Source organism: Vibrio sp. 2096 (genome assembly GCF_033339595.1).
In the GTDB taxonomy this organism is placed as follows: Bacteria; Pseudomonadota; Gammaproteobacteria; order Enterobacterales; family Vibrionaceae; genus Vibrio; species Vibrio alginolyticus.
Genome location: NZ_JAWOUX010000001.1, coordinates 434695 through 460376, shown reverse-complemented (window position 1 = coordinate 460376; position 25682 = coordinate 434695). Strand labels below are relative to the sequence as shown.

At 43.9% G+C, this 25682-nt stretch carries 13 protein-coding genes; 5 read left to right on the top strand and 8 right to left on the bottom strand.

What is annotated here, in order from left to right; all coding sequences use genetic code 11:
* Positions 1-14: 14 nt before the first annotated feature.
* From R7Q41_RS02020 to R7Q41_RS01985, 8 genes are all read right to left on the bottom strand, one after another.
* Entirely contained in the window at positions 15-11312 is an 11298-nt protein-coding gene (locus R7Q41_RS02020) for a hypothetical protein (RefSeq protein ID WP_318144324.1), read from the bottom strand.
* Positions 11313-12677: 1365 nt separating this feature from the next.
* Positions 12678-14018 carry an HlyD family type I secretion periplasmic adaptor subunit gene (locus tag R7Q41_RS02015; RefSeq protein WP_206959032.1) on the bottom strand — a complete coding sequence of 447 codons (1341 nt, stop codon included), beginning with the start codon at positions 14016-14018 and terminating at the stop codon, positions 12678-12680.
* Entirely contained in the window at positions 13993-15711 is a 1719-nt protein-coding gene (locus tag R7Q41_RS02010; RefSeq protein ID WP_206959034.1) for a type I secretion system permease/ATPase, read from the bottom strand. Before R7Q41_RS02010 ends, R7Q41_RS02015 begins: the two co-directional genes overlap by 26 nt.
* 152 nt (positions 15712-15863) lie before the next feature.
* Positions 15864-16454 (bottom strand): calcium-binding protein, encoded by a 591-nt coding sequence (locus tag R7Q41_RS02005; protein ID WP_206959036.1) that lies wholly within the window; start codon positions 16452-16454, stop codon positions 15864-15866.
* Between the two features lie 206 nt (positions 16455-16660).
* Positions 16661-17317 carry a LuxR C-terminal-related transcriptional regulator gene (locus tag R7Q41_RS02000; RefSeq protein ID WP_031777174.1) on the bottom strand — a complete coding sequence of 219 codons (657 nt, stop codon included), beginning with the start codon at positions 17315-17317 and terminating at the stop codon, positions 16661-16663.
* A 228-nt stretch (positions 17318-17545) separates the two neighbouring features.
* On the bottom strand, positions 17546-18214 hold the full coding sequence (locus tag R7Q41_RS01995) for a LuxR C-terminal-related transcriptional regulator (RefSeq protein ID WP_065275456.1): 669 nt from the start codon (positions 18212-18214) through the stop codon (positions 17546-17548).
* 246 nt (positions 18215-18460) lie between these two features.
* Positions 18461-18661 (bottom strand): restriction endonuclease subunit S, encoded by a 201-nt coding sequence (locus R7Q41_RS01990; RefSeq protein ID WP_005375165.1) that lies wholly within the window; start codon positions 18659-18661, stop codon positions 18461-18463.
* Between the two features lie 56 nt (positions 18662-18717).
* Positions 18718-20634: a methyl-accepting chemotaxis protein gene (locus R7Q41_RS01985; RefSeq protein WP_017821859.1), complete on the bottom strand. Its 1917-nt coding sequence runs from the start codon at positions 20632-20634 to the stop codon at positions 18718-18720.
* A 310-nt stretch (positions 20635-20944) separates the two neighbouring features.
* On the opposite strand from R7Q41_RS01985, the gene R7Q41_RS01980 reads away from it, so the two are divergent.
* From R7Q41_RS01980 to R7Q41_RS01960, 5 genes are all read left to right on the top strand, one after another.
* Positions 20945-21901 (top strand): AAA family ATPase, encoded by a 957-nt coding sequence (locus R7Q41_RS01980; protein WP_005383914.1) that lies wholly within the window; start codon positions 20945-20947, stop codon positions 21899-21901.
* Between the two features lie 13 nt (positions 21902-21914).
* Positions 21915-22841 carry a DUF58 domain-containing protein gene (locus tag R7Q41_RS01975; protein WP_065275457.1) on the top strand — a complete coding sequence of 309 codons (927 nt, stop codon included), beginning with the start codon at positions 21915-21917 and terminating at the stop codon, positions 22839-22841.
* Positions 22842-22878: 37 nt separating this feature from the next.
* Positions 22879-23355: a DUF4381 domain-containing protein gene (locus R7Q41_RS01970; RefSeq protein ID WP_065275458.1), complete on the top strand. Its 477-nt coding sequence runs from the start codon at positions 22879-22881 to the stop codon at positions 23353-23355.
* Positions 23348-24352, top strand: a complete 1005-nt coding sequence (locus R7Q41_RS01965) for a vWA domain-containing protein (protein ID WP_250654562.1) — start codon at positions 23348-23350, stop codon at positions 24350-24352. The genes R7Q41_RS01970 and R7Q41_RS01965 overlap by 8 nt, the downstream gene beginning before the upstream one ends.
* Positions 24345-25682, top strand: a 1338-nt coding sequence (locus R7Q41_RS01960; protein ID WP_225477348.1) for a VWA domain-containing protein, incomplete at its 3' end; no start/stop codon positions are given. The genes R7Q41_RS01965 and R7Q41_RS01960, both read left to right, overlap by 8 nt.

Genomic DNA, 25682 nt, shown 5'->3' with positions numbered 1-25682 from the left:
TGTACTGCGAACGGTTAATCATCCCCACTGCTTTGAATACTGAAGTTAAATTTCGTCAGTTTGTTTGGTGTGATTCGGCGTACTTTCGGGTTCTCACTGACCACCCTCATGCCTGTCGGTAGCGAGTCTGTGTCGACTTTGACCAAGAACTGCTTACCTTTTTTATTCAACACCCACTGATCTGGAACGTGGTATCGACCATATTGGTCTATCTCGATGATGATGCCTTCGACCGTTAACAGTCGAACGCCTGGGATACCGTCTTCGTAAAGTCCTTTGTTCTCTACAATGATTTCCCATAAGTACATATCCCCATCTCGGTAGAGGTTTCTCACCACGTCGATGTTCTCTGCCGACAGACCTTTTTTCTTATCTCCTTTGTGCTTGGTAATCGCGTTACCTTGCTTATCGAACTCGATGTGCGTGCCGTTATCCGTTGTCACCTTGAACGGGAAACCTTGGCGAGTTCGAGTATTAAACTGGAACACCACTTTGTTGCTGTGTTCGAGGGTACGGTTACGAGATAGACCAAACAGCTCATCGACTTCATAGCCTTTGTCCACACTCGACATAACAACGTCTTGGCCTTTGAGTTTCACCTTCACATCTTTAAGTTGGGTTTCAACGCCATCTTGAGTAATGAAAGTTGAGCCCAGTACGTAATCGCCTGCGGCAAGGTCTACATCAATATAAATGTCATCTGCCGTTGCGTCTGCTTGGAAACCGTCACCGTTGTGGTCTTCAAACACCTTGCCGATGATCGAAGCGGTGTCGAATACCTTATCTGGCATGACTTCAACCGTTGCACTGGCGAGGTTCGACTTCACAACGTAGTTGGTCGTGGTGTTTTGTGCCGAGAAGCTTTCTGCCGGTGGCGCTTCGGCCCATGCTGTGTTGGTGTAAACGCCAAAGGTAGCACCGACGCTTACACGCATTAGGTAACGGATACGAACAGCATCAGCGGTTTTCGAATCGCCCTTGCCGTAAATATTCATGTCGCCGACTTCGAAGAACAGTTGATTGGTCTTCGTTGGCTCTACGGTGATTTGGATGTCATCCGAGGTATCAAATACGCCATCAGGACCACTGTTGACCATCTCTGTCGAGTCTGGGATGTAAGCAAAGCCGCCCGGATAGCGGTCAACCAAACGTACACCCGTGAATGGGTTGTCGTTTTCATTGGTAATCACGACTTCGTATTCAACAACTTCACCGACGCTCGCCTCTGACTTGCTCGCTACCTTGGTCACTTTCAGCATGCCTTCGTTGTAAGCTTGCTTCTTAACCTTGATCGTGACGTTGGCGGACGCGACTTCACCTGTCGATGCTTTCGCGGTAAAGACGTTCGTGAAGTTGTCATCAATGCCTTGGTTGATCTCACCTGTCACTACGATTTCGTATTCATTACCTTGGTACGCCTTCATAGTGTGGTTTGAATCGACATTGCTATCTGAATCGACAGAAACCACCACACCAGACTTAAGCTCAGTGATGGTCGCTTTCCATGTGGTGAACAATGGATTGCCGTTGTTACCAATAAGCTTATCGATTTCATCCAACAGGTTGACGCTTTCTGCATCTGCAGAGCCTCGGTTGGTCGCCGTCATCGTGAAGGTAATTTCATCGTCGTCGTTGGTGTATTCCGCTTTATCTGCCACCTTGGTCACCGACAAAATGATCGGCAGTGGTTTGATAGTTGCGAAATCATCCGCCAGAACATCACTTTCTGACTTGTCGTAGGCATACGCGTGGTTGGTGATTTCTCCCATCGCATCCGCGTTGACGACACCCGTGATTTCAATGTCCAACTTATCGTTTGGCGCAATAATCACACGGCTATTCACGTCCAGATTGTCACCTTGAATCTGTGGTAACACGATGGTGCGGTCATCACTGTATGAGCTTGTCATGCTCCAACTGGTAAACGCTGGCGCTTCGGTGTCATGAATCGTATTTACCTTCAACTCTGAGATAAGATCCTTAAGCACTATCTCTTCGGTAAACGATCCAGATTCATTACTTAACACCACGTGGTAAGTGACGTTTTCACCCGGACGGTAGTACTCATCATCGACGGTCTTCTCTAGCTTGACCGACTCTGGCATCGCCAATAGCATCGCGCTTGCTTCTTGAGTTTCACCGCGGAACAACGCACTTGCTGTGTTCTCAATCTCGCCCGTTGCGTATTGATTCACCAAACCAGTGATGACGAACTCCACTTCATCATTCGCTGCAATGGTCAGCGTTGAATCGATGTCCGTATTTACGCTTGGAATATTGGTAATGTCAGTATCGGAACTGCCCTTGTTAACTTCGATACGCCACGAATCGAACGCTTTGACTGTCGTGCCATCTAAACGAACCACTTCAAGATCACTAATGGCATCTTTCACCTCGACATCTGTTGCTGGCACCGTACCTTCGTTCTTCACTTTGACGCGGAATGTCGCTTCTTTGCCCGGAATGTAGAACTCAGTGTCAGCGGTTTTCTCGATAGAGATACCTTGCGATTGAGGCTGAATAGTCGCGCTCGATTGTTGTGTGGTGCCATTCAAATCAGCGGTGGCAGTGTTGGTAATTTCACTCGCCGCTAATGGGTTGGTTTTCGCCGTAATGGTGAACTCAACAATGTCATGCGGCGCGATATCGATTACTGAACGAATGTCTTGGTTATCGATAGGCATTGGCGTGATCGTTGTGCGGCTGTCAGTGTTGGTTGTTTCAATCGTCCAGCTTTCAAACGCTCGCTCATTAACACCGTAAATGTTGGTCGCTTTGATACCCGATAGAATGTCATCCAATTTAATGTCGTTATCGAAACCATCGGTACCGTTGTAAACACGAACATGGAAAACCGCTTCCTCACCCGGAATGTAAATTGGTGATTCTGCTGTTTTCTCAATCCAAACTTCTTCAGGTAAGGTTTCTAACGTTGCTGTTGCATCGGTGGTCGCACCGCCGAACTCAGCTGTCGCGGTGTTAACGATGTTAGCCACCGCACTGCTGTTGACTGTACCTGTGATGGCAAATTCAACCGTGTCGCCAGGCGCGATATCAAGGTTGGTAGAAATGTCACCGTTTGGTCCTGGTACCGTTTCGATATTGGTGCGTGGGTCGCCTTTAGTGGTCACGATGGTCCAATCATTCAATGCAGGCTCCATTGCTCCACCCGAGGTTTCCACTTCGAGTGAAGAAATGATGTCCTCGACTTTTACATCGGCCGCAAAGCCAGAACCGTTGTTGGTCACTTTGACGCGGAATGTAGAGAACTCTCCCGGCTGGTAGTAACGCTCATCGGTGGTTTTCTCTAGAATGATATCGCCCGGACGCGGTTTCAACGTTGCCGTTGCCGTCACGTCTTTACTGTTGTGATTCAACGTTGCGGTGTTAACAATGTCGCCCGTCGCTTCTGTATTGACTAGACCAATAACGTAAAGGGTGATGGTGTCGTTCGGTGCGAGGTCGATGTTGTAATCAATATCCTTGTCGACAACGAGTGAGTTAGCATCGACTGTGGTCAGTGAACTGCCCGTAACATACTGAACCGCCCATTGCAGGAAGGCTTGGTTCGCCGAGCCATCAATGGTGTTCACGGTTAGCGCACCAATTTCATCTTTTAGGTTGATGTCATTCGCGTAGCTGTTGCCTTCGTTGACGATTTTCAGGATGTAACCTGCCGCTTGGTTAGGGCTATAAAACTCTACCATTGGCTCTTTGGTGAAGGTTAAATCTGGGATCTTCGCCGTGCTGGTCGCTTCTGCGGTTTTAGTCGAACCGTTGTAGGTCACTTCAACTTGGTTGGTGACATCGCCCACCACTTCTGGGTCAAGCTCCCCTTCCGCCGTAATGGTCACCACATCATTTGGACCGATGTCCAAGCTGCCATCTAAAAACTCACCAGTGGACGATGGGAACTTGGTGTCACCCGTCTGTGAAGATGCATTGAAGAAGATGGTGCCAGATTCAAACGCTTTTACTGTCGCGCCCGTAATACTGGTTGAAGTGATGTCGTTGACCAGATCTTTGATCTCCACATCACTCGCCCAGTTGGCGGTGGTGTTTTCGATCTTGATGGTATAGGTCAGCTTGTCACCTGATTCGTATTGGCTCTTATCAACTGTTTTATCGACCGTGAGGTCAGCAGTTGCCGCCACGTAAGTCGCATCCGCAGTTTGAGAGCTGCTTGAATCGCTCACTTCCACTACGTTGGTGATATCGCCAACAAGGTCCGCTTTTACAACACCTTCAACATGAAGTTTCACTGTGTGATCTGGGTGAATGTTGTAACGAATCTGATAACCATTGTCGCCAGTCACCTCAGAGCCCGCTATGGGTTGAGTCAACGTTGGATCGGTACCATCAACGCTCACAGATTTTGCTGACCAAGAATCAAACGCACGCACAGGTAATGTTGCGCCAGCTTTCTCAGCACGAATTGTCTTCCAAAGGTCTGAAATCAACACATCGGTCGCATAACCTGTACCGGTATTTTTCACCTCAATGTCGTAACCAATGGTATCACCCGGATGGTAAATCGCAGGGGTGATTGAGGTTACTTTAGTCACAGCAAGGCTTCCCGGTTCTGGGACGATAACTTTTTCTTTGAGGTTGTAGGTGAAGTACTTGGTTCCTGAATTCAGCTTACCTTGTAGTTGGTTTGTAAACTCACCAACGGCATCATCACGAACATGACCAACGACTTCGATTAGGATTTCACTTTCTGCACCGCCATCCACTTTACCATTCATTTTCACGGTAACGTCGATGTCAGTATTGGCTGCGATAGATTGGAGCGGTGTAATGTCACGGAAACCAGAAGCGTTACCGTCGCTCACCACACTTGCTGTTACTGCCCAATCTTTAAGTGCTGTCTGTTCAGAGCCATCAGCAACTTCAACCTTGTACGTCGAGATCAAATCTCGAACATCAATTTCTTCGTTAAGTAGCGTTTCATTTCGAATGCGCATTTCATAACGAATCTCGGAACCCGGTGTGTAAGTTGGTGTGCTGGTCGACTTCTCTGCCGTTAAGCTTGAAGTACCCGGATCCAACACAATCGCATTACTATCAACATCATTCACTTTTGCAATATTTGTGATTGTGCCAGACGCATCCGCCGCTACCGTGCCGTCAATCTCAAACACAACCGCATCACCCGGCATCAAGTCGAACGCTGCATTCAGTGGCACGGTTCCTTGGTAGTTACCCGTAATAGAGAATCGGTCTGGATCAGGCGCACTTACGATTGCCACACTGTAGTCTTGGAATGCAGCCTTACCATCTGATGTATTAATGGTGTTTAGCTCATCAACGATAGTCGCGCCATTGGTAATGCTGTCGCCCACGTTGGTCACACTAACTTGATACTGAACTTGACCGTTCGGGTTGTAGTGACAATCTGTACCCGTCGTTGATGGGAAAGTACATGTACCACTGTCTGCGGTAGTACTCAGCACTGACTTCTCGAAGTTCAATACAGGCACAACTGGTGGAATTACATCAGTTGTATCACTTTGGTTGCCTGCTTTACCCGTGTTGCCATCGATATCACCAAGTGCATCTGGGCGAACTTTACCAGTAACCGTAAACTCAATGACTTCTTCCGGAGCGATATCGACTAACAGGTCAAGATCATCGGTTGCATCATAAGATTCGATGTAAGTGTCTTGTGTTCCCGTTGTACCTGTTGAAGTAAAGGCATGGGAGATGTTGGTCTCTGAGAACGCAGATTTCGTCGTCCCGCCAATCACCTCAACGCGAACGTTAGAGACGATATCTTGGATAACGGTTTGATCACGCCACACGGGTTCGGTGTTGGTCACCGTGAATTTGTAGATGACCTCATCTTCCGGTTTGTAAGTGTCACCGGATACATAAGATTTGCCATCGATAGAGACAATTTCTTTACTCACCGACAGGTTACTACCCTCTGGCGTGACTTTCGCAGAATTGAAGTTGCTGCCGTTGTATTTCGGAGTCGCAACAATCTGGTCGAGCGCGTCTTGGCGGATCTGTGACTCCATGACAAAGTCAATCCAACCACCCGGCGCAATTGAAAGTACAGGAATGTCGATATCTGCATTTGCGCCGCCGGTATAGCCATCAATTAGCGTCGTCGCTTCACCCGAGGTCGTCGCGGTCACTGTCCAACCATATTGGCCAAATGCCTGTAGCGTTTGTGAGTCAGATTCGCCTGCTGCGTTTTGCGCGACACGTACTTTGACGTTTGAGAACAACTCTTTCAGTGACTTGTTGTACTCCAAACCTTTACCATTGTTCTCAATACGCAAGTGGTAAACGATCTTTTCGCCGTCTGTCGTATGGTTGTATGTGGTCTTGTGTGTCGCTAGTGATGTATCAGTGTACGCTTTATGCGACTTAGCAATGCTCACCGGCAGCATGTTCACGGGTTCTGACGGTAAATTATGGCTGTTGTCTACCACCGCAACGTTGAGAATTTGGCCAACGGCTTTCTCACTGATCTTCGCTTTAATGGTGTAAGTAACAAAGGTTCCACCTGTCGCGAATCCGTTTGCGGCTAAGTTGAAATTAGTGTCGATATCACTGTTATTGCTGACAGAGCCTGCATCACTGATGCCACTCGAATCGGTACTGGTCACGATGGTCCATGAATCAAACGCACGACCTTTACCGCTTCCATCGAAGTAATCAGTCTGAATCTTGCTGATTTCATCCTTGATTGGCATCTCATTGATGTGAACGTTGTTCAAGTTCTTCAGTGAGATTTCATACTCGATGTAACCACCCGGCGTGTAACCACCGCTTAACTCGGTAGTGCCATCCTGATCGTAGATTTTGGTGACATGTTTAGAGAAGTCGTACTTCTCAGCAGACGCTTTGGTCTCCGCACTCACGGTATCACCATCGACAGTAAGCAAGTTCAAGATCTCACCGACGGAGTTGTTGTTCACCCTAGCTGTGACAACGTATTCAATGGTTGTGCCTTTAGGGATGGATGCATGAGTATCGATGTCTGCGTTATCAGCAATCTTGCCATCCAGATCGAGAATAGCCGAGGAGCTGCCACTGACGATCCTTGGAACAACCGTCCAACCCGAGTCAAACGCTTTACCGCTTGTGCCATCGACAAGATCGACCATGATATTGGATAGTCGGTCGATGACAGGAATGTTGTATGCGTTGCCCTTACCATCGTTTTCGATCGTTAAGCGGTAAACCAGAGGTTGTCCCGGTTCATAGCTTGATTGATCTACCGTCTTGGAGAACGCTAGATGGTAGCTGTTCGGAATAACCGTGATGCCACCAATGGTGATTGTGCCAGTCGCGTCTTCTCGCACTACACCAACAACTTCAAAGGTAACAGAGTCTTTTCCTGCGACATCGATCGTTGTGTTGATGTCTTGATTATCCGCAACGGTGCCATCTAACGTGCCATCTGTTGTACCGTCGCCACCATTAGAATCGTCCTTCGAAACATCTACTGTGAAACCTTTATCAAATGGCGTAGCCAAAGAGCCATCCAACAACTGAGTCGTCACACCGGTGATGTTTTCACTTACTGCGTGGTCATTGACATAACCGGTTTGAGAAGAAACCGTCACTTGATAGGTAAGTGTATCGCCCGGAGAGTAGAATTTTGATTCCACGCCATTAACCAATAGCTTTCTGACTACATCACCACCGTTGTATGCGCGCTCCATCTCGTGATGAGAAACGTGTGATTCTTCAGTCACTTGGCCAAAGTCACGGTATACGTAGGCATCATTCTCAATTTTGTCATTTAAGTTACCCATTGAATCCTGAGAACCAATGACATTGTCTTTAACACGAGCTTTAATTCGGAAAGTACGCAATTCGCCCGCAGCAAGTGTCATCGTGTTCGATGCATCACCCGGTGGGTAAATAAAATCTTCTGTAGTTTGAGATTGAAAACCGCCACCGTCATCGAAATCAAACTGCCAGTATTCGAATGGAGATTGATCTGGGTAGTTTTCATATTGATTGTCTTTGTCATTTGCCAACACAGAGCGAATGTCTGTCAGTAAATCAACGACCTTAAGACCATTTTCAACATTCGCGCCGTTGTTCAAAACACGAACCTCATAAGTGACGTCATCGCCAGGGACAAAACGTACTTTGTCCGCTGTTTTCAGAATAGAAACGTTAAGAGAATCCCCCGATGTACCACCAATTTCGGCAGAAGAGGATTGGTTTAAGTTCGTCGATGGGTCATAGATCTCTGCGGTATTAGAGATCTCATCTTCTACATAGTCATTTTTAACTGTAGCTTTAATGGTATAGACGACATAACCTTCTGAGCCATTGATCTTAGGGTCAATATCGATGTAGCTATTGATGTTGCCGCCATCTGGAAAACCTGACTTCTCACCTTCATAACTGCCTGTTTTAAAGGGTGAGTTATTGGAGTCTGTCGACGCTGTAATTGTCCAATCTGAGAACGCATTTAGGCCGAGGATATCATCCGTAACATGCACTTCGTTGGCATAGCCTGGACCAGTATTGACGATTGTGACTTTAAACGTCACCTTATCGCCGGGCTTGAAATCATCGTTTGGCGTTGTTTTGGCAACAATAACTTTCGGATCGTGAGGATAAACTACTACCGTGTCCGAAGCTGAATTTTGAATGCTTGAATCAGGCGTTTTAATTTCTGCCGTGTTATCAAATCGAGAGTAAATGATCTCGTTTTCATTTGAGCGATCGATTTGTGCCACGATGGTGTAAAGCACTTCAACGTTTGGCGGGATATGCGCTGTGGTGTCTAGATCTGTGTTATCGCTAAAAGTACCGACATCTGTATAAGCAGGGTTGCCATCAAGTTGAGGATCATCCGAGATGATCTCAGCACTGATCGTCCACGACTTGAAGACTTGTTTTGACGTCGTGTCTGGTTCCAATATCTTCGCGGTGATCGAAGATAAGGCGTCTTTTACCGCCACATTTGTCGCATAACCGTTTTCTTTATCGTTCTTCAGGCTGATTTGGTAAGTGACCTCAGTATCCAGCTTAGAATAAGCCGTCTGCTCACCATGAAAACCTGAGTCAGTATTGGTCTTAACGCGTTTGTTTAGCTCAATCGCAAAATCACGAGGATCAGAACCTCGGTCTGCATAAACAGAGCCATCCACCGTGACTTCGTTTGAGATATGACCATTTGCAATTGGGTTAGTGTCAGCAACGATGGTGTATTCGATATAGGAGTGAGGTTGAAGCGTTGCGATGACATTTAAATTGTCAGGGTGTTTAACTTCTCCGGTCATCCCCGTATTTGAAGCAGTTGCTGGTGTGCCATCGTCTTTAAATGCTTCAGCGGTGATCGTCCAATCCGAATAAGCATTGATTTCTTTGCCGTTGATATCGGTTGTTTTCACTGAGTTCAGGTCATCTAGCACCTGAACTTGGTTTGCAAAACCATCACCATCGTTCGTCACGGTAATGGTGTAAGTAAGAGTCTGGCCTGAAGAGTAAAAGCGACTATCTACATCTTTACTTGCGCGCAAGTTGTCATCTGGTGTTTGAACACCCGAGCCTTCTTCAGTGACGTTATCGTTAGAACAACTTGGATCGTCATCAAGAATAAGACCAGTGCTGGTATCATTGGTTTTCGCAGTCAGCTTGTACTTGATGGTTTTACCTGGAGCGATATCTGGGGTTAGCGAAAGTGGATTCGACGTCCAAGTGCCGTAGCTAAAGGTGCCTGGGTCCGAGCCAATCGAGTCCTCACCCGAAATAACCTCAACTTTCCACTGTTCAAAAGCTTGGCCATCCCCTGCGCCACCCGCTTGCTCAGTCTTAACACAAGTTAGGTTATCTTGGACTAACAGGTTGTTGGCAAAATATTTTGATGAGCCATTTGTAACGGTAATTTCGTACTCAATTTCACCACCTGGTACATATTCGGATGCAGAAGTGGTCTTCGAAATAGAGATATCAGAATCCGTCACACTCAACACTTTTTCAGCATCAACCGTATCCGAAATACTGGAGCTTTTGACCAACGAGCCTGAGTCATCCGTTACAGAAGCAGTAAAGCCTTGCAAGGTACCAATCGTGATTGGGGTAAGGGTTGCTTTAATTTGGTAGGTGATCGACTCGCCCGGATAGATAGAAACGGTATCGTCAAAATCGACATCCGTTTGTGCGCTGCCTTGGTAGTCAGAAAGTGAGTTACTGCCAATGCTTGAAACCGTGATATCCCAGGTCGTGAAGGGGTTACCATCCACATCGGTGTTGTTGTAAGAAGGGGATAAATTGTTAGCTAAACCATTGCGGCTAATTAGGTCGCTAATATTTTGTTTTACATGATAATTATGAGCAATCGCACCACCGTTGTTACTCACCTTCAACTCAAAATCCACCTCACCGTTAATCAGGTATGGCGATGTTGAATTGAGCGTGTGTTCCAGTGCAATTTCAGGCTCAGATGGAGGCGTTGATAGCGGGTTGCCGTCGACCGTACCAGCACGAGTCGTGGAGCTTGCTTGGGTATCAATATCGGAAACTAAGTCCGCAGCAACCGTCGCTTTGATGGTGTAAGTAATGTAACCACCAACAGAGATCTCCGCATCGGTGACTGACAAATCTCCTGTTGTTGCAAAGGTACCCGCATCGCTCCCCGATGAAGCCACGGCACTAATGGTCACGCTGCTAAATGCATTCCCTGTTGTGCCATCTAACTTTTGTCCTGTTAAAGACGCAAACTCTTGCTCAATATCTAATCCTTTAACCGCATAAGCACCATTATTGGTTGCCGTTAAAGAATAAGTCAGTGTGCCGCCAACATCGTATTCGGTCGGGCTAACGTATTCTTCGAGAAGATAATCGTATTCAGCCGGAGGGAAAGTAATTGTATCTGGGTTAGTAAAAGTCGTCTCTGTGCCGGAAACCGTTCCTTTTACTTCGGTGTTGCCAAGAACAATATCTTCAGCAGCATCATCAGCAACCGTCGCTTCAATTTGATAAGTAATACGCCCTAGCGGTAATAAGTTTGCGCCGGTCACATTCAGGTTGCTATTGCTAGAGGAGTAAGTACCTGCATTCGTACCTAGCGTATGAGTATCAGTGATCTTGACACTACTGAACGCTCTATTCGAACCAGACATCACATCCCAAATGGCATTCGTTACGGAGACATCACTGATCGTGCTGATCGTCGTATTTCGAACTTCAATCGAGTATGTAATGACCTGTCCATTTTCGTAGGGCAGACCGAATGTTGGATTAAAGGATATTTCTATTTCGCCTGCAGCTAATGCATTTTCAGAGTAAAAAAAAGCAATCAATAACAAGATAACACTAATCTTAAACATTGATGTAATGCTTTCCAACTTGTATAAATTTTTATTAGTCATTTTTAAGAAAGTATAATCCATAAAAATATAATATTTAGCGTAATAACACTGTTGAATTTAAAATAATAAAAATAAAAACCAAAATTAATCCCTGTTTTTCATGATAAATACACAACATTATTATCAGCCTAATGGCACAAAGTAATTTATATTTAAAATATAATAATCAATTGCAAATAGTAACAATAAATAAAATATATTGTTATATAAAGAATAGTTATCAGATTTGTCTTACAAAGAAATAAATGTATGGCTACAAAGTGGTAAGTAAAAAAATGCACATGATAATTTGTTTGAATCGTACACATGAATAAAACCACCATATATTCATTAAATCTATCATTCAAAAAGATTTTAATAGAAACCTCAGATGGGATTCGGATAAGTAATTTAAGCTATTATTCCTACCGTGACCTTTCACAACCTACATAACCTTTCGATTGGGTATAGACTCGAGCTTTATGTTGTTCTAACAGGTGATAAATCCCACCGACCAAAGCCAAGTTAAATTTTTATCCCAAAGTTCGTTTCCTTTTTTAACTTTCAGAAAAATTACAATATCTTCGCTATTTACCATACCACACTTTTCTATCTCCCTTGCGACAATACTTTGAACTACAGTACACCTGTAACATGACAGTAAGTTCTCAGCCTATTTCTTCAATAATTAATATCTAATCGTAATTACGTGTCGCTGACTACACCGGGTGAACTATATAAATTAACAACGCAATCTATTTAAAGCTTTTTAATTTTTTTGAGTTGTAAGAACGATAATTCCTGTATTTATATTTTAAATTTCCCTATACAATATTATAAGATTTTATATGATAATTAATGACGATATAACGTCGTATTTATTTAATAAAACACATTACCAACAATAAAATAAGATTGTAAAAAAGAAAAATTTTAAATTTACTGATATGATAATACATTTTTATTTTACAGCAAGGTTTAATGTACTTTATCTGAAATACTTAATACTCCATATTGTTTATTTTTAAAAAGTATCAAATAATTCATCCAAGTTACTAATACTAAAAAATTATGGATATAAAAATAAATTATCACTAAGTTTTCAAAAATGCTCTAAGATACAAACTATGAAAATGAATAGAGTACTATATGACATTTCTACCACAGTTAACCTAAAAATAATTAGCTAGTAAAATATTGATATTCTTCACTAGATCAGAAAAACTAAAAATTACAAACATACGACTTTAAGAAAAAAACCTAGACTTTAAACTGTTTATTTAATGATGATATGTAATTGGATTCGATACTCTTTGACAATACTCTTCAAAAAGCACTTAGAAATTACTCCTCTCTGAAGGCGCGATTCATGCTTTCTGTAATTGGCTTTATTAGGTAGCTCAATGGCGTTCGTGGCTCAGATAAAATCAGCACTTCGGCATTCATGCCTGAGGTTAAACGATGTTTTGTCACATCTTCCGGTGAAATTGCAATTCTAGCGAGATAAAAATCTTCTTGGTTTTCTTGCGAGAGCTTATCGGCAGAAATCGTCAGCACTGTACCGTCTAAAGGTGCCAACGTCCGTGCATTCAGAGCGGTCAGACGAACATGCGCTTGCTGGCCTGGACTCACTAAATCAATATCCTGAGGATTAACACGAGCCTCGACTAACAACTTATCGTCTTGCGGGACCAGTTCTAGTAACGTTTCACCCGAGCCAATCACACCTTTTTCGGTAAACACTTGCATGTTGACTACGCGACCAGAAATAGGTGCGTTGATCGTTGTTCTTGCGACAATATCTTGAGCGGAGCGATATTCTTCCCGAATTGCGACAATTTCCGTTTTGGTGTTTCGTAGTTCCTCTACAATCTCATTCAGCCTTTCAAGCTTCAACTCTTCAATTTGCGCTAGGTTCTCATCTAACCTTTTTCTAACGGTGAGCGATTGCCTGTCTAACTGGCTTAAGGTACTTCTCACCTCCGCTGCTAGGCGCTTGAGTTGAAGTAAGGTAGATTTTCCCGAGAAACCTTTTTGCACCAAGGCTTGGTTGCTGTCTATTTCTTCAGCAATAAAGTTGAGCCGTTCCGTCTCAATCACTTTGGTTTGCTGAAGGTTTTCAAGCTCTAAATTTGCTCCAGAAATACTCTGCTCAATGATACTCAGTTTACTATCAAAGAATCGCTTTCTCGCTTCAAAGATCTTGTTTTGAACCAGTTGTGCTTCTTGTACGATATCGACACGGGGAATGCTTTCAAGATCATCAGACCATACAATCGTTGGAAGCTCATCAAGCTCCGCACTTAAACGGTTTTCCTTTGCTAGAGTATGGATAAAACGACCACTTAACGAGTCCAACTTAGCCATAGCTTGACGCTTAGAAAGTTGAATTAATAACTGACCTTTTTCGACTAAATCCCCTTCCTGTACATATAGCTTTTCAATAATACCGCCTTCTAAATGCTGAATTTCTTGTCGCTTAGTGAGAACTGACAAATCACCATAAGCAATCGCTGCACTTTCTAATTTGGCTGTTGCAGCCCAGTAGCCAAGACCTCCAAGAAAAACACTTAAGGTCACCACACCGAGTAAAATTGGTTTTCGAAAGCTTAGTCTCGCTTTGGGGCTAAAACGATATACGATCTCGGTAGAACTCTGATTAACGGTTGGCAGTTGATTGCTCATTTCTTACCCTTGGGATATCTGTTCTTTCTTCGCCCATCAAACGTTTTAATACTTCATCTTTAGCGCCGTATAACTTGACTCGGCCGTCAGCCAAATACAACAGCCTATCCATTTGTCGTAACGTACTCGGATTGTGGGCAATGACGATAATCGTTGTACTCTGTGCTTTTAAATGGGCAATCAAACGTTGATACGCAGCCTCTCCCTCACCATCGAGGTTGGCATTCGCTTCATCGAAAATCACAATAGAAGGATCGCCATAAACGGCTCTTGCAAGAGCGATTCTCTGCCTTTCCCCCCCAGATAAACCACGGCCATTTTCACCAATAATGCAATCATAGCCTTTGTTTTTCTTGAGTATTAATTCATGACATCCTGCTAGTTGAGCCGCCTTGATGACTTTAGCGGGGTCTTCTTCTTTAAAGCGCGCGATGTTCTCTCGAATTGTGCCAGGAAATAACTCCACCTCTTGAGCGAGATACCCAAAATGCACGCCGCGATCTTCAGATGCCCATACGGAGACTTCCATTCCATCAAGAGTCACTTTACCCGCTAATGGCTTAACCGTACCTAATAACAGCCGAGCAAACGTCGATTTACCCGTACCAGAAGGGCCAATCACCCCAACAGCAACACCCGGAGGAATCGATAAGTTGATCGATGAGAGCACTGGTTCGGTTGCTCCAGGATGGCGATAGGCCAGTCCGGTAAGCTCATAGTGTCCTTTTGGTTTAGGCAGTGGCATATCTGATTCATCTTGGCGCACGATCGCATCGATTTCTTTCAACCTTTTATAGGCGCCTTTAGCAGACATCGCACTTCGCCACGTGCCTATCGCCTGCTCCATCGGCGATAATGCCCGACTCATTAATATGGAGCTCGCGATCATCGCCCCTGCCGTTATCTCATGTTGGATAACTAACCATGCACCACCTCCCAGTAAAAATATCTGTAGTGATCCACGCACAAACTTAGAAAAGTTAGCCATGTAGATGAACTTACCTGCAACTCGCTCTTCAAGCACATTCACTTCACTCACGCGCGACTGCCACTTCTCTAAAAATGCATTCATCATCCCCATTGCGAGAATTGAATTGGAGTTTTGCGTGGCTAATTCTGCTTTGTTGATATGAGAAATCGCTCTGACTTCGCTCTCTTGCATTGTTTTACGCGTCATTAGCTCATTAAGTAGACCTAGGCTAAACAATACGATAGATCCAAGTAACGCGATGTGACCTAGTATCGGGTGCAATAAATACACAAATAAAATAAACAGCGGTGTCCAGGGCGCATCCAACAGTGGATAAGGTGCTTGACTGCTCAAAAAGCTTTTGATGTTCTGAATGTCTCTCAGAGTTTGCGAGGTATAACTCTTCCCAGTATGTGATTGATATTGAATCGTGCGCTTGAGCATGAAAGCGGAGAGTTTTGTGTCCATCCAATAACCAAAAGATTTACTCATTTGTGCTCGTGCAATGTCGATGATGGACATGGTTAACAGCGCGACAATTACGATGACAGTGAGCAAGAATAAAGTATCGGTTGAGTAGGAGGATATCACTCGGTTGTACACTTGAAGCATGTACAGCGGAATAGAGAGAACCAATAAGTTGATAAAAAGGCTAAAAACGATCAGCAAGCCCGCAAGCGTGCATAGTTTTTGTTTCACTTCTTTGAAAACCGTTTTTTGCACGACTACTTCCGTTTAACGTGAAAATTGTAGGCGCCAGAAATACTAGCGCCTAGCTTAAGGTAACCTCAAATCGCTCTAGAGTGTCCGGTTAGTTCGCTTTAGCATGGCAGAGCCACGCAAACTAAGTCCCATCCAGAGTTATTTTCAGTCGTTTAGATTACGAACAGATCTGCACCATAGGTGTTGATGTCAGTTTCAGTCACGCCAATAAGTTTCACTGTTAGATCAGCCCCATCGGTAAACACTGCATTCCCAACTGCATCGTAGCTAAAGCTTAAATCACCGAAGGCTGTAACCGAGTCGCTAACAATGTGCAAAGAATCTTCACCAATGGTGAAATCCATAACCTTTGCTTCGCCATGGCCACCAAACTTATCCGTGAACACAAACTTGTCACTGTCACTCCCACCTACCAATATGTTATCTCCAGCCCCTACAACAAGAATATCATCACCAGTGTTTCCTAATAGCTTGTTATCACCCAACAAACCTAAAAGCTTATCGTTTCCAAAACCTCCTTTTAATAGATCATCACCAATCCCACCTTTTAACAAATCATCTCCAGCACCACCAATTAGGCGATCATCACCGTCGCCGCCGATCACATAATCATTACCGCCACCGCCAACAAACGAGTCATTACCACCAAAACCGATAAACAAATCATCGCCGCCATCGAAATCAGCAAATTGGTTATTTACACCTGCATCGCCTAAATACGTGTCATTGTCACTTGCGCTCATTTTTATTCCCTCTTGGCTTATTAATTGAATAGACCTTCTGTTCCACGTCTGACTAGATTCGTCACGACATGAGAAGTCTAATAGTCAACTGAATAGGAATAAGTTTGAATATGGGATGATATTTCAGACTGACATTTTAATAATAAATATAAAATTTAGTACTTTATAGAGTATTTTCTTTTTATTACAGCAAGTTAATACTAGTACTACAGGTTTCTCTTAGCCCAACTTGTAGCTTGCGTACGGTTCTTTACTTCTAACTTTCTAAAAATATTGTATAGATGTGATTTAATAGTATGCTCGCTGATAAATAAAGAATCAGCGATTTCCATATTTGAACCACCTTCTTTCAACATTTTTAAAACCTGAACTTCACGCCGAGTAAGCTCAACCTCAATAGCAGGTTCGATAATGCTATTTACTTCTCTGCCTCGATAATAATTTACTAGCTGATCAAGTAATCTTCGAGACAGCCAATTATCCCCTTTTATTATTGCTTTTAATCCCTGACAAACCTTGTCCATTGAATCTCCTGGACCAAATATACCTTTTACATGAGGCCAAGAAGCGAGTTCTTCTGTGTCTAAGTCATAACCTAGATTAAGCATTATGGTTCCTAGCACTTTATTACTATCTTTTAAATAAACTAAAGTTTCGGAAGGAATCTCAACTGAAAAATCAACAAGCAAAAAGTAGCGTTCCGGAATGAGTTCATGATAACTAGGGTTTTTAGTATCAATGATCGTTATTTTAGTTTCTGTATTTTTAGAAAGCATTTCCTTAAAGTTTTCACTCTGTAAACTTTGTTGAGTGAGCATTAGGATTTCAGGCTTTTCCATATACTGTTCCATAATGTTTCTCATACTTTCAGTGACTTAACATTCTTAAATTAGTAGTTAATCGTCAGCACTTAGTTTGATATGTAAGTGCTAGTTCACAGAGTAAAGTTATTTGCTACTTTTTTAAATTCTAAAGTTATTAAAAAGAGAACCAAAAAAAGTGTTTCTCATAAAAGAAACACTTTTAACACATTCAGGTCACAGAAATTATTAAGAGTTTACTAAATTAGGCAACCTAATATTGCAATAGCATTACACCGGTAACGAGTTGTCTGAAATATTTTCCTTTGCCCAAATAAGTGCTTGAACTCTATTTTTCACATCAATCTTCTTGAAAATATTATGTAAATGCGTTTTTACCGTATTCTCGCTGACAAATAATTGTTCAGCGATTTGTTGATTGGACGCCCCCATGGAAAGAAAGGTAATTATTTGTTGCTCTCGTTTGGTCAGAATAGCGGAAACATTCTTATTTATAGGTTTGCAATGTCGACGAAGGTAAGTAATGTACTGCTGAGAAAACTTACGACTGAACCACATATCTCCTTGAAGCACCTTACCAATACCAACTTGCAACGTTTTTATATCATCAGAGGTATAGAAAATACCGGCCAAAGTACGCCAAGCAAAGAGATCTTCTGTCGATATGGATTGCTCACAATTAATTAAGATTTCAAGCGTGTCTTTCTGCTTGGCCGCTTTAAACTCCGCATAACGGCGAAAAATTTCATCCGTGATCACGCTGCAATCAACAATAATGGCTGATGAAAGAGATTCATGTAACACTCCGTGAATCAGATTATCTGGCGTGATTAGAGCAACACTAATACCGAGTTTGGTCTCCAATACATCTTTCAACAGAGATGACTGTAGACTTCCCTCCGTGATTAAAATAACGTTTCGTTTTTTTTGCTGCTCCATCCTGATCGCATTCCCTTGGTCGTTTTTATTGAAATACGCAATAGATTTAGATAGAGCGGTAGTATTGTCAAGTATGAAAATCACTAGTACTAATTAATAACTCATTGAAATGTCAATAATTTTTAAGTGGCAAGTATGTGAGAGGTATTAGCATTTTTCAGACATTAAAAAAGGGAGTATAAACTCCCTTTTTGTGTTTGAGCAGGTGATTTAATCACGCACGTTAGAGGTAAAACACCACCTAACTTAGTGGATTGGAACTGCGTTTTTTTGGTTAAACTTACCAAAGTGTTGTTCTAACACTTCTGGCGTCAGCTTACCTTCCGCTTCCAGCTTTTTCAGCTCAGCGACGATCGCTTTTTGCTCTTCTAGCGACGGCAGTTTTACTTCTGGCTCCTGAGCGGTTTCTTGAGAAATTTGCTCTAGTTCTTTTTCGAAGTCATTCATAGTACTTACCTAAAATTAATGATTGAACTTTTAAACTTCGCCTATTCTATCCAACTCTATAACTTGAAGCTACCAACCATCTTGTCTAAACGAGAAGAGAGCGCTTGAAGATCGCGACTTGCATCCGCCAACTCTTCTGCTGTCGCGGTTGTCATTTCATTTATCGCGTTGATTTCTTCGATATTTTGATTAATGGTATGCACCACCGTGGATTGCTCTTCCGTCGCCGTTGCAACTTGTGTATTACGATCAGAGATGTCGGTGATTCGTTCAGAAATACTGATTAATACCTCGACTGCTTCATCGGTAGAAGTAACCCCTTCAATGGTGACCGCTTTGCCCGCTTCCATAGCACTTACCGCGTCTTGTGCGTCACTTTGAAGCTGATTGATCATGCGCTGAATCTCTTCTGTAGAATCAGCCGTGCGTGAAGCTAGGTTTCTTACCTCATCAGCAACAACCGCAAAACCACGTCCCTGCTCACCAGCACGAGCAGCCTCAATTGCAGCGTTTAGCGCAAGTAAATTCGTTTGCTCAGAGATGTCACGAATTACACCCAGAATCGAGCCAATATCTTTGGTTGTCGATGCCAACTGCGTAACAACAATATTGGTTGTTTCAACATCATCGGCTAGGCGGCTGATCACCTCTTTTGCTTTCATCACAACTTCTCGACCAGTTTGAGTGTTATCTGAAGCCTGATTTGCCGTATCAGCAGCGGTAGCAGCGTTCGATGCAATTTCACTGATGGTCGCACCCATTTGGTTGATAGCTGCAACTACTTGAATGGTTTGATCACGCTGCTCTTGGCTGTTGTCGTGTGTGGATGTTGCTTTCGTTGACACACTTTCTGCCGCTTGACTTAATGAGCCACTGGTTAAAGCAACCTCTTTCATCGTGGCATGAATCTTCTCAATAAATCCATTAAAGCCTTTTGAAAGCTGAGCAATTTCATCATTACCCTTAATTTCAATACGCTGCGCCAAATCGCCTTCACCTTGCCCAAGGTCGGTAAAACGATCGGCAATCAGTCGGATTGGTTTCGTAATGCTGTTTGCCAACCATACGCCCATGAGAATGAATACAACGGCAACAATGATGGTCGTAAACAGCATTTTTTTAGCTGTCGCATTCAGGTCTGCGAATACTTCATCAACGGGAACCACGCCAATAACAAACCAGTTCATTGAAGGAACATACAAACTAGAAACAAAAGTATCCTGCCCTTCAAACTCCACATTAATTAGGTTGAAGCTATTTTTGTTCAACAGCGCACTTGCGTCACTACCAAATAGTTTAGTGATAGAAGTTTGGTTCTTACCTTGTTGGCGGTGTATTTGAATCTGGCCTTGTTCATTAGTGAGGAACACGTAACCCGTATCTTCAATTTTAAACCCATTGAGCAAAGCAACCATGTCTCCCATAGATTTAGAGAGACCTGACATTGATGTACCATTAAGATCTTGGAAATTGGCAAACATTTTCACTTCGCCATTTGCCTCTTGGAACACACTCACGGACGTTTCTTGACCAGACGACGTAAATCCAAAGAACCAAGCATCTTGCGTTCGGTTAAGTTGACGTAAGAATCCGTTTTGATTCCAGTAATATGCCGTTTGACGATTCGCTACCGACGCATCATTAAGACCATACTGTGATTTAACGTTATTGAGCTGCTGAACCAACTGAACTTCTACTGACGGATCACGGTCTGTATTAGATAGGGCTTCAACAATAAATTCGTTTGTAGCCAGCTGTTTTGCCGCTTGTTGCATTTCGACAACTTCGCGGTCAATTTCGGTATTGATTTGCTGCAACATCGCAGGTAGCTCGATGTCAATAAGACGATGGCTCAATACATCTCTCGCATGACGCTGAGCCATAACACCAACAATGATTGTTGATGCTAGAACAGCAAACGTAATGCCAAGTACAACCTTCTGTTTGATGCTCAAGGAATGAAGTTTCAACATATTCGGACCTTTTAAAAGAATCACTTGTTATTGGCCCCACAAGGGGAATCAGGTGCATATCTCATGACACGCACACCACGGAATCTTTATCGGCTCATATGTACAAAACTAGAGGCATTTCTCATTATATTATGAAAAATAAATGTAACACACTGTCAAATAAGCACTTTCAGAGGTAGCACGTACTTGCAATTCTCTGTAGCGTCCCAATATTGAAAAGATAAATTGCAATAGAGCGTTGGAACTTTTTTCACATGGAAAATGACCAATACTCAACACGAAAATCACATGGATACCGAGAGTCCAAAGCATGCATAAATCTAACTTCGAAACTCTTCAGCAATACTTAGAGTCGCAGATCATCGGACAGCAAGATCTGGTAAAGCAACTGCTTGTTGCGCTTCTTGCGGATGGGCATATTTTAGTTGAAGGCCCTCCTGGGTTAGCAAAAACTCGTGCAGTAAAATCACTCTCAGACTGTGTTGAAGGTGACTTCCACCGAATTCAGTTCACCCCTGACTTGCTGCCAGCCGATTTAACCGGCACCGATATCTTCCGTCCCGAAACCGGAGAGTTCACTTTCCAGTCAGGTCCTATCTTCAACTCGCTTATTCTTGCGGATGAGATAAACCGTGCACCAGCCAAAGTACAAGCGGCAATGCTTGAAGCAATGGCAGAGAAACAAGTCACAGCAGGTCGTCATACCTACCCGCTGCCAGAGTTGTTTTTGGTTATGGCAACTCAAAACCCGATAGAGCAAGAAGGGACCTACCCCCTTCCTGAAGCGCAGCTAGACCGCTTTTTATTGCATTTAGAAGTGGAATACCCAGATGCAGAGCATGAGCTATCTATCTTGCGTATTAACCGCGGAGAAGCAAAGGGCGAAGTAAAGGTTGAACGCCCAATGTTAAGCCAACAAGATATATTCACTGCACGTAAAGAGGTGTTGGATATTCATATGGCAGAAACGATAGAGCAGTACATCGTCCGTTTAGTTATGGCGACACGTCAAGCCAACGAATATGACACTGAGTTGGACAAGTGGTTGTCAATGGGTGTGAGTCCGCGTGCCACCATCGCTCTTGATCGCTGTGCACGTGCGCACGCTTGGCTTGCTGGTCGTGATTTTGTCTCTCCGGAAGATGTTCAAACCATGGCTTATCCGGTACTGCGCCACCGTTTATTGTTGAGTTACCACGCTCAAGCGGAAGGCATTACGGCAAACCAGGTCATCGATAAACTGCTAAACCTTGTTGGCAGTGCATAAACAGGTGAGTGATATGTCCGCTACACATTCATTACCACCTCATGCGAATGGGGTGACATTAACCCTTGAAGAGCTGCTCCAATATCGCACTCAATCTGTACTTTGGTTACCACCAGCACAGAGTCTCTGGTCGCAGATGAGTGGTAACCATACCAGTCGCCAAAAAGGGCGAGGTATGGATTTTATGGAGGTGCGCCAATATCAACCTGGCGACGATATTCGCAGCATTGATTGGCGAGTCACCGCTAGGACCGGTAAAGCACATACAAAATTGTTTGCAGAAGATAAAGAGCAAGCGGTCATTCTTTATCTTGATCTAAGTTCTAGTCTACATTTTGGATCTAAGTATGTACTCAAATCCGTTCAATTGGCCCACTTTGCCAGTGTTCTAATTTGGCTAACTCTAGCTAAAAAAGATCGCATCGGCGCAGTGATTGATGACGGACATCAATGTCTTGAATTTCGCCCCTCTTCTTTACAAAGACAAGGGCTGCGGATTCTTAACGCCATAGTCGACATACATAATGCGCAAGTAACTCGTACTGCAAGCAACGACACTCGTACACTGCCTTATACACAAGTATTGGAGACACTTCATACGCTCACCCCAAAAGGCAGCGAATTGATTATGCTCAGTGACTTTGCCCACGTAACACCAACGGAACTGGCACAACTACGTCGACTCAAACAACACAATAGCGTAAGGGCCGTTCAGTTTTATGATCCGTTAGAAAGAGGCGAAACAGACTTTAGAGGTCAAGTGAAAGCTTCGGATGGGCTGCATAGTCAATGGTTTAACTTTGGCTCTAAAGGACAACGAAGAGAACTCGAAAGCCACTTTACCCAACATCAAGAAACCATTAAGCAGCAGTGCCATTCGATAGCAATTCCATTTAACACGCTATCAAGTGGCTGGCCCTTAATTTCACAATTAAGCTAACAAACTGACAAGCAGTATTTATTAAGCAGTAATAATAATGACAACAAACAACCAAAGCCTAGACCTTGAACCTTTGATTTTGCCAAACGCTCCGGATTGGTTTCCGCTCGCTTGGGGATGGTGGGTGGTGCTTGCAGCCACCTTGCTCTTCGTTTTCGGCATTTGTCTTTATGTGAGATGGCGTAAAAAACACTTACGCGCAAAAAAGACAGCATTAACACTTTTAACTCAACCTACCGCGCCTCATACCCCCTCTTCTGCTCTGGAAATATTGCGCCAGGCAGCATTGAGTTACTTTCCGCGTGAAGAGATCGCACCATTAACCGGAATCGCTTGGTATAAATTTCTCGATAGCCATACCAAAGAAAGTCGATTCGTAGACAAACAACATCAGTGGCAAGAAGCGTTGTATCAGAATTCTTCCCAAGGGCAGCATCAAAGCTTGGTAGACGATTGTGTCTTTTGGATAACCTACGCTTTGCCACCAAAGAAAAAGGCAAATAACCGTGACTGAGCAAACACTCATAACCGATCTTGCCCAATGGCTAAACATTGAATTTGTCTGGTGGTGGGCACTGTTTTTGTTGCCCATCCCATGGCTGGTATACAAGTTCCTGCCACAAGAATCTCAACAAGCCGAGATCAAATTGGCGTACTTACCAACCAATGAGAATCGCAGCAAGCCTAAGCAAGCGCTGCAAAAAGCACTTTCAATCGCGATCTGGGGCCTTCTTGTCGTCGCGTGTGCGCGTCCAGTTTGGTTTGGCGATCCCGTTGAATTCCAAACCAAATATCGGGACTTGATGTTAGTCGTCGATCTGTCCGGTTCGATGCAGCAGGAAGACATGGAACTCAACGGCGAATATATCGATCGCCTCACAGCAGTCAAAAAAGTTCTGTCTGATTTCGTAGCAAAGAGAAAAGGTGACCGTCTCGGAGTTGTTTTGTTTGGCGACCATGCTTATTTGCAAACACCACTCACTGCAGACCGCAAAAGCGTCATGCAACAGATTAATCAAACCGTCATCGGCTTGGTTGGTCAACGAACCGCCATTGGTGATGGTATTGGGTTAGGCACAAAAACCTTTGTAGACAGTGATGCTCCCCAACGAGTCATGATTTTGCTCAGTGACGGCAGCAATACTGCAGGGGTGCTCGAGCCGCTAGAAGCAGCGGAAATTGCGAAAAAATACAACGCCACTGTTTACACCGTGGGCGTGGGCGCTGGTGAAATGATGGTAAAAGAGTTTTTCATGACTCGCAAAGTCAACACCGCAGCCGACTTAGATGAACAAACACTGACTAAAGTGGCAGAGGTGACAGGTGGACAATATTTTCGAGCGCGAGATACAGAAGAGCTCGAAAAGATTTATGACACCATCAACCAGCTAGAACCCGTATCTAGCGACACACAAACTTGGCGCCCTCAGTCTGAATGGTTTCCATATCCATTAAGCGCTGCATTTGTATTGTCGGTATTGTTATTCCTATTAAGGAGAAAACATGGCTGAGTTTATTTTCCTCAATCCTTATTGGCTTTTGGGGCTCATCGTGATCCCTATTGCACTCTTGCTTAATCACAAATTTAGAGCCCAAAAGTCCACACTGATTGCCCCTCACCTATCGCGGATGCTCGGACAAAACACGCAGTCTAAGCATTACTTCACTCTATGGGGTTTAGCTTGGGCAATAACTTGCATTTCATTAGCGGGGCCAAGCTGGCAGTCCAATGCTCGACCAAGCTTTGAGTTAAACCAAAACCGTATCTTGGTGCTTGATATGTCTCGCTCTATGTTTGCTACAGACATCAAACCCAATCGGCTAGCACAAACACGTTATAAGGCGCTCGATTTGCTGCCTAAATGGAAAGAGGGAGCCACTGGACTTATTGCTTACGCTGGCGATGCCTATAACTTAAGTCCACTGACAACTGATTCCAGCACGCTTGCTGGCATTATCGAAAATTTGTCACCAGAGCTGATGCCTTTTCAAGGAGCAAACCTGCCTGCCGCGATTGAACTTGCGATCAACCAGTTTTCTCAAGCAGGCACGCAACAAGGCGATATCATCGTGTTAGCGGATGATCTTGATACGTCAGAGCTGTCTCGCGCGTTAGATTTAGTCCAAGGTACAAAGTTTCGCATTTCTGTTCTTGCCGTCGGGACTCCTAACGGTGCGCCTATCGCGCTGCCCGATGGATCTCTGCTAAAAACTGCACAAGGCACAACCGTCGTAGCGAAAACAAATCTGAAAAATCTACAAACGCTAGCGAATAAGACTGGTGGCCTATTTGTTCCTATTCAACACACCAACCGTGATGTTGAAAACATCGCGGCCTTTACCAATAACATTGGTAGCCAGCTTTCTGCAACCCAAAGCGAAGAAGTTAAAACTGACTCTCGTCTCAACAGTGGCTTTTGGTTACTGCCGTTGTTACTTCTTCCTGCGGCTTTACTGTTTCGACGCGACCTGATTTGGATGGTAGTTGCGACTGTAGTCCCAGTAACGTGGACACCGCATGCAGAAGCTAATCCGTTCTTAAATGCCGACCAACAAGGAGCGGAACTCTACAAGCAAGGTGAGTATGAACAGGCGCAAAACCTATTTACAAACCCAAGCTGGAAAGGAGCCGCCAGTTATCAAAAAGGTGACTACGAAGCCGCTATCGAAGCATTTTCTCATGATGCCTCCCTTAACGGCCGCTATAACCTCGCCAACTCGCTCGCTCAAAATGGTCAATTAGAAGATGCGGCTGATTTGTATAAAAAGCTGCTAGAGGAAAAGCCTAACTTTGAAGCCGCGAAGAAAAACCTATCGGTTGTAGAAGAAAAGCTAAAACAG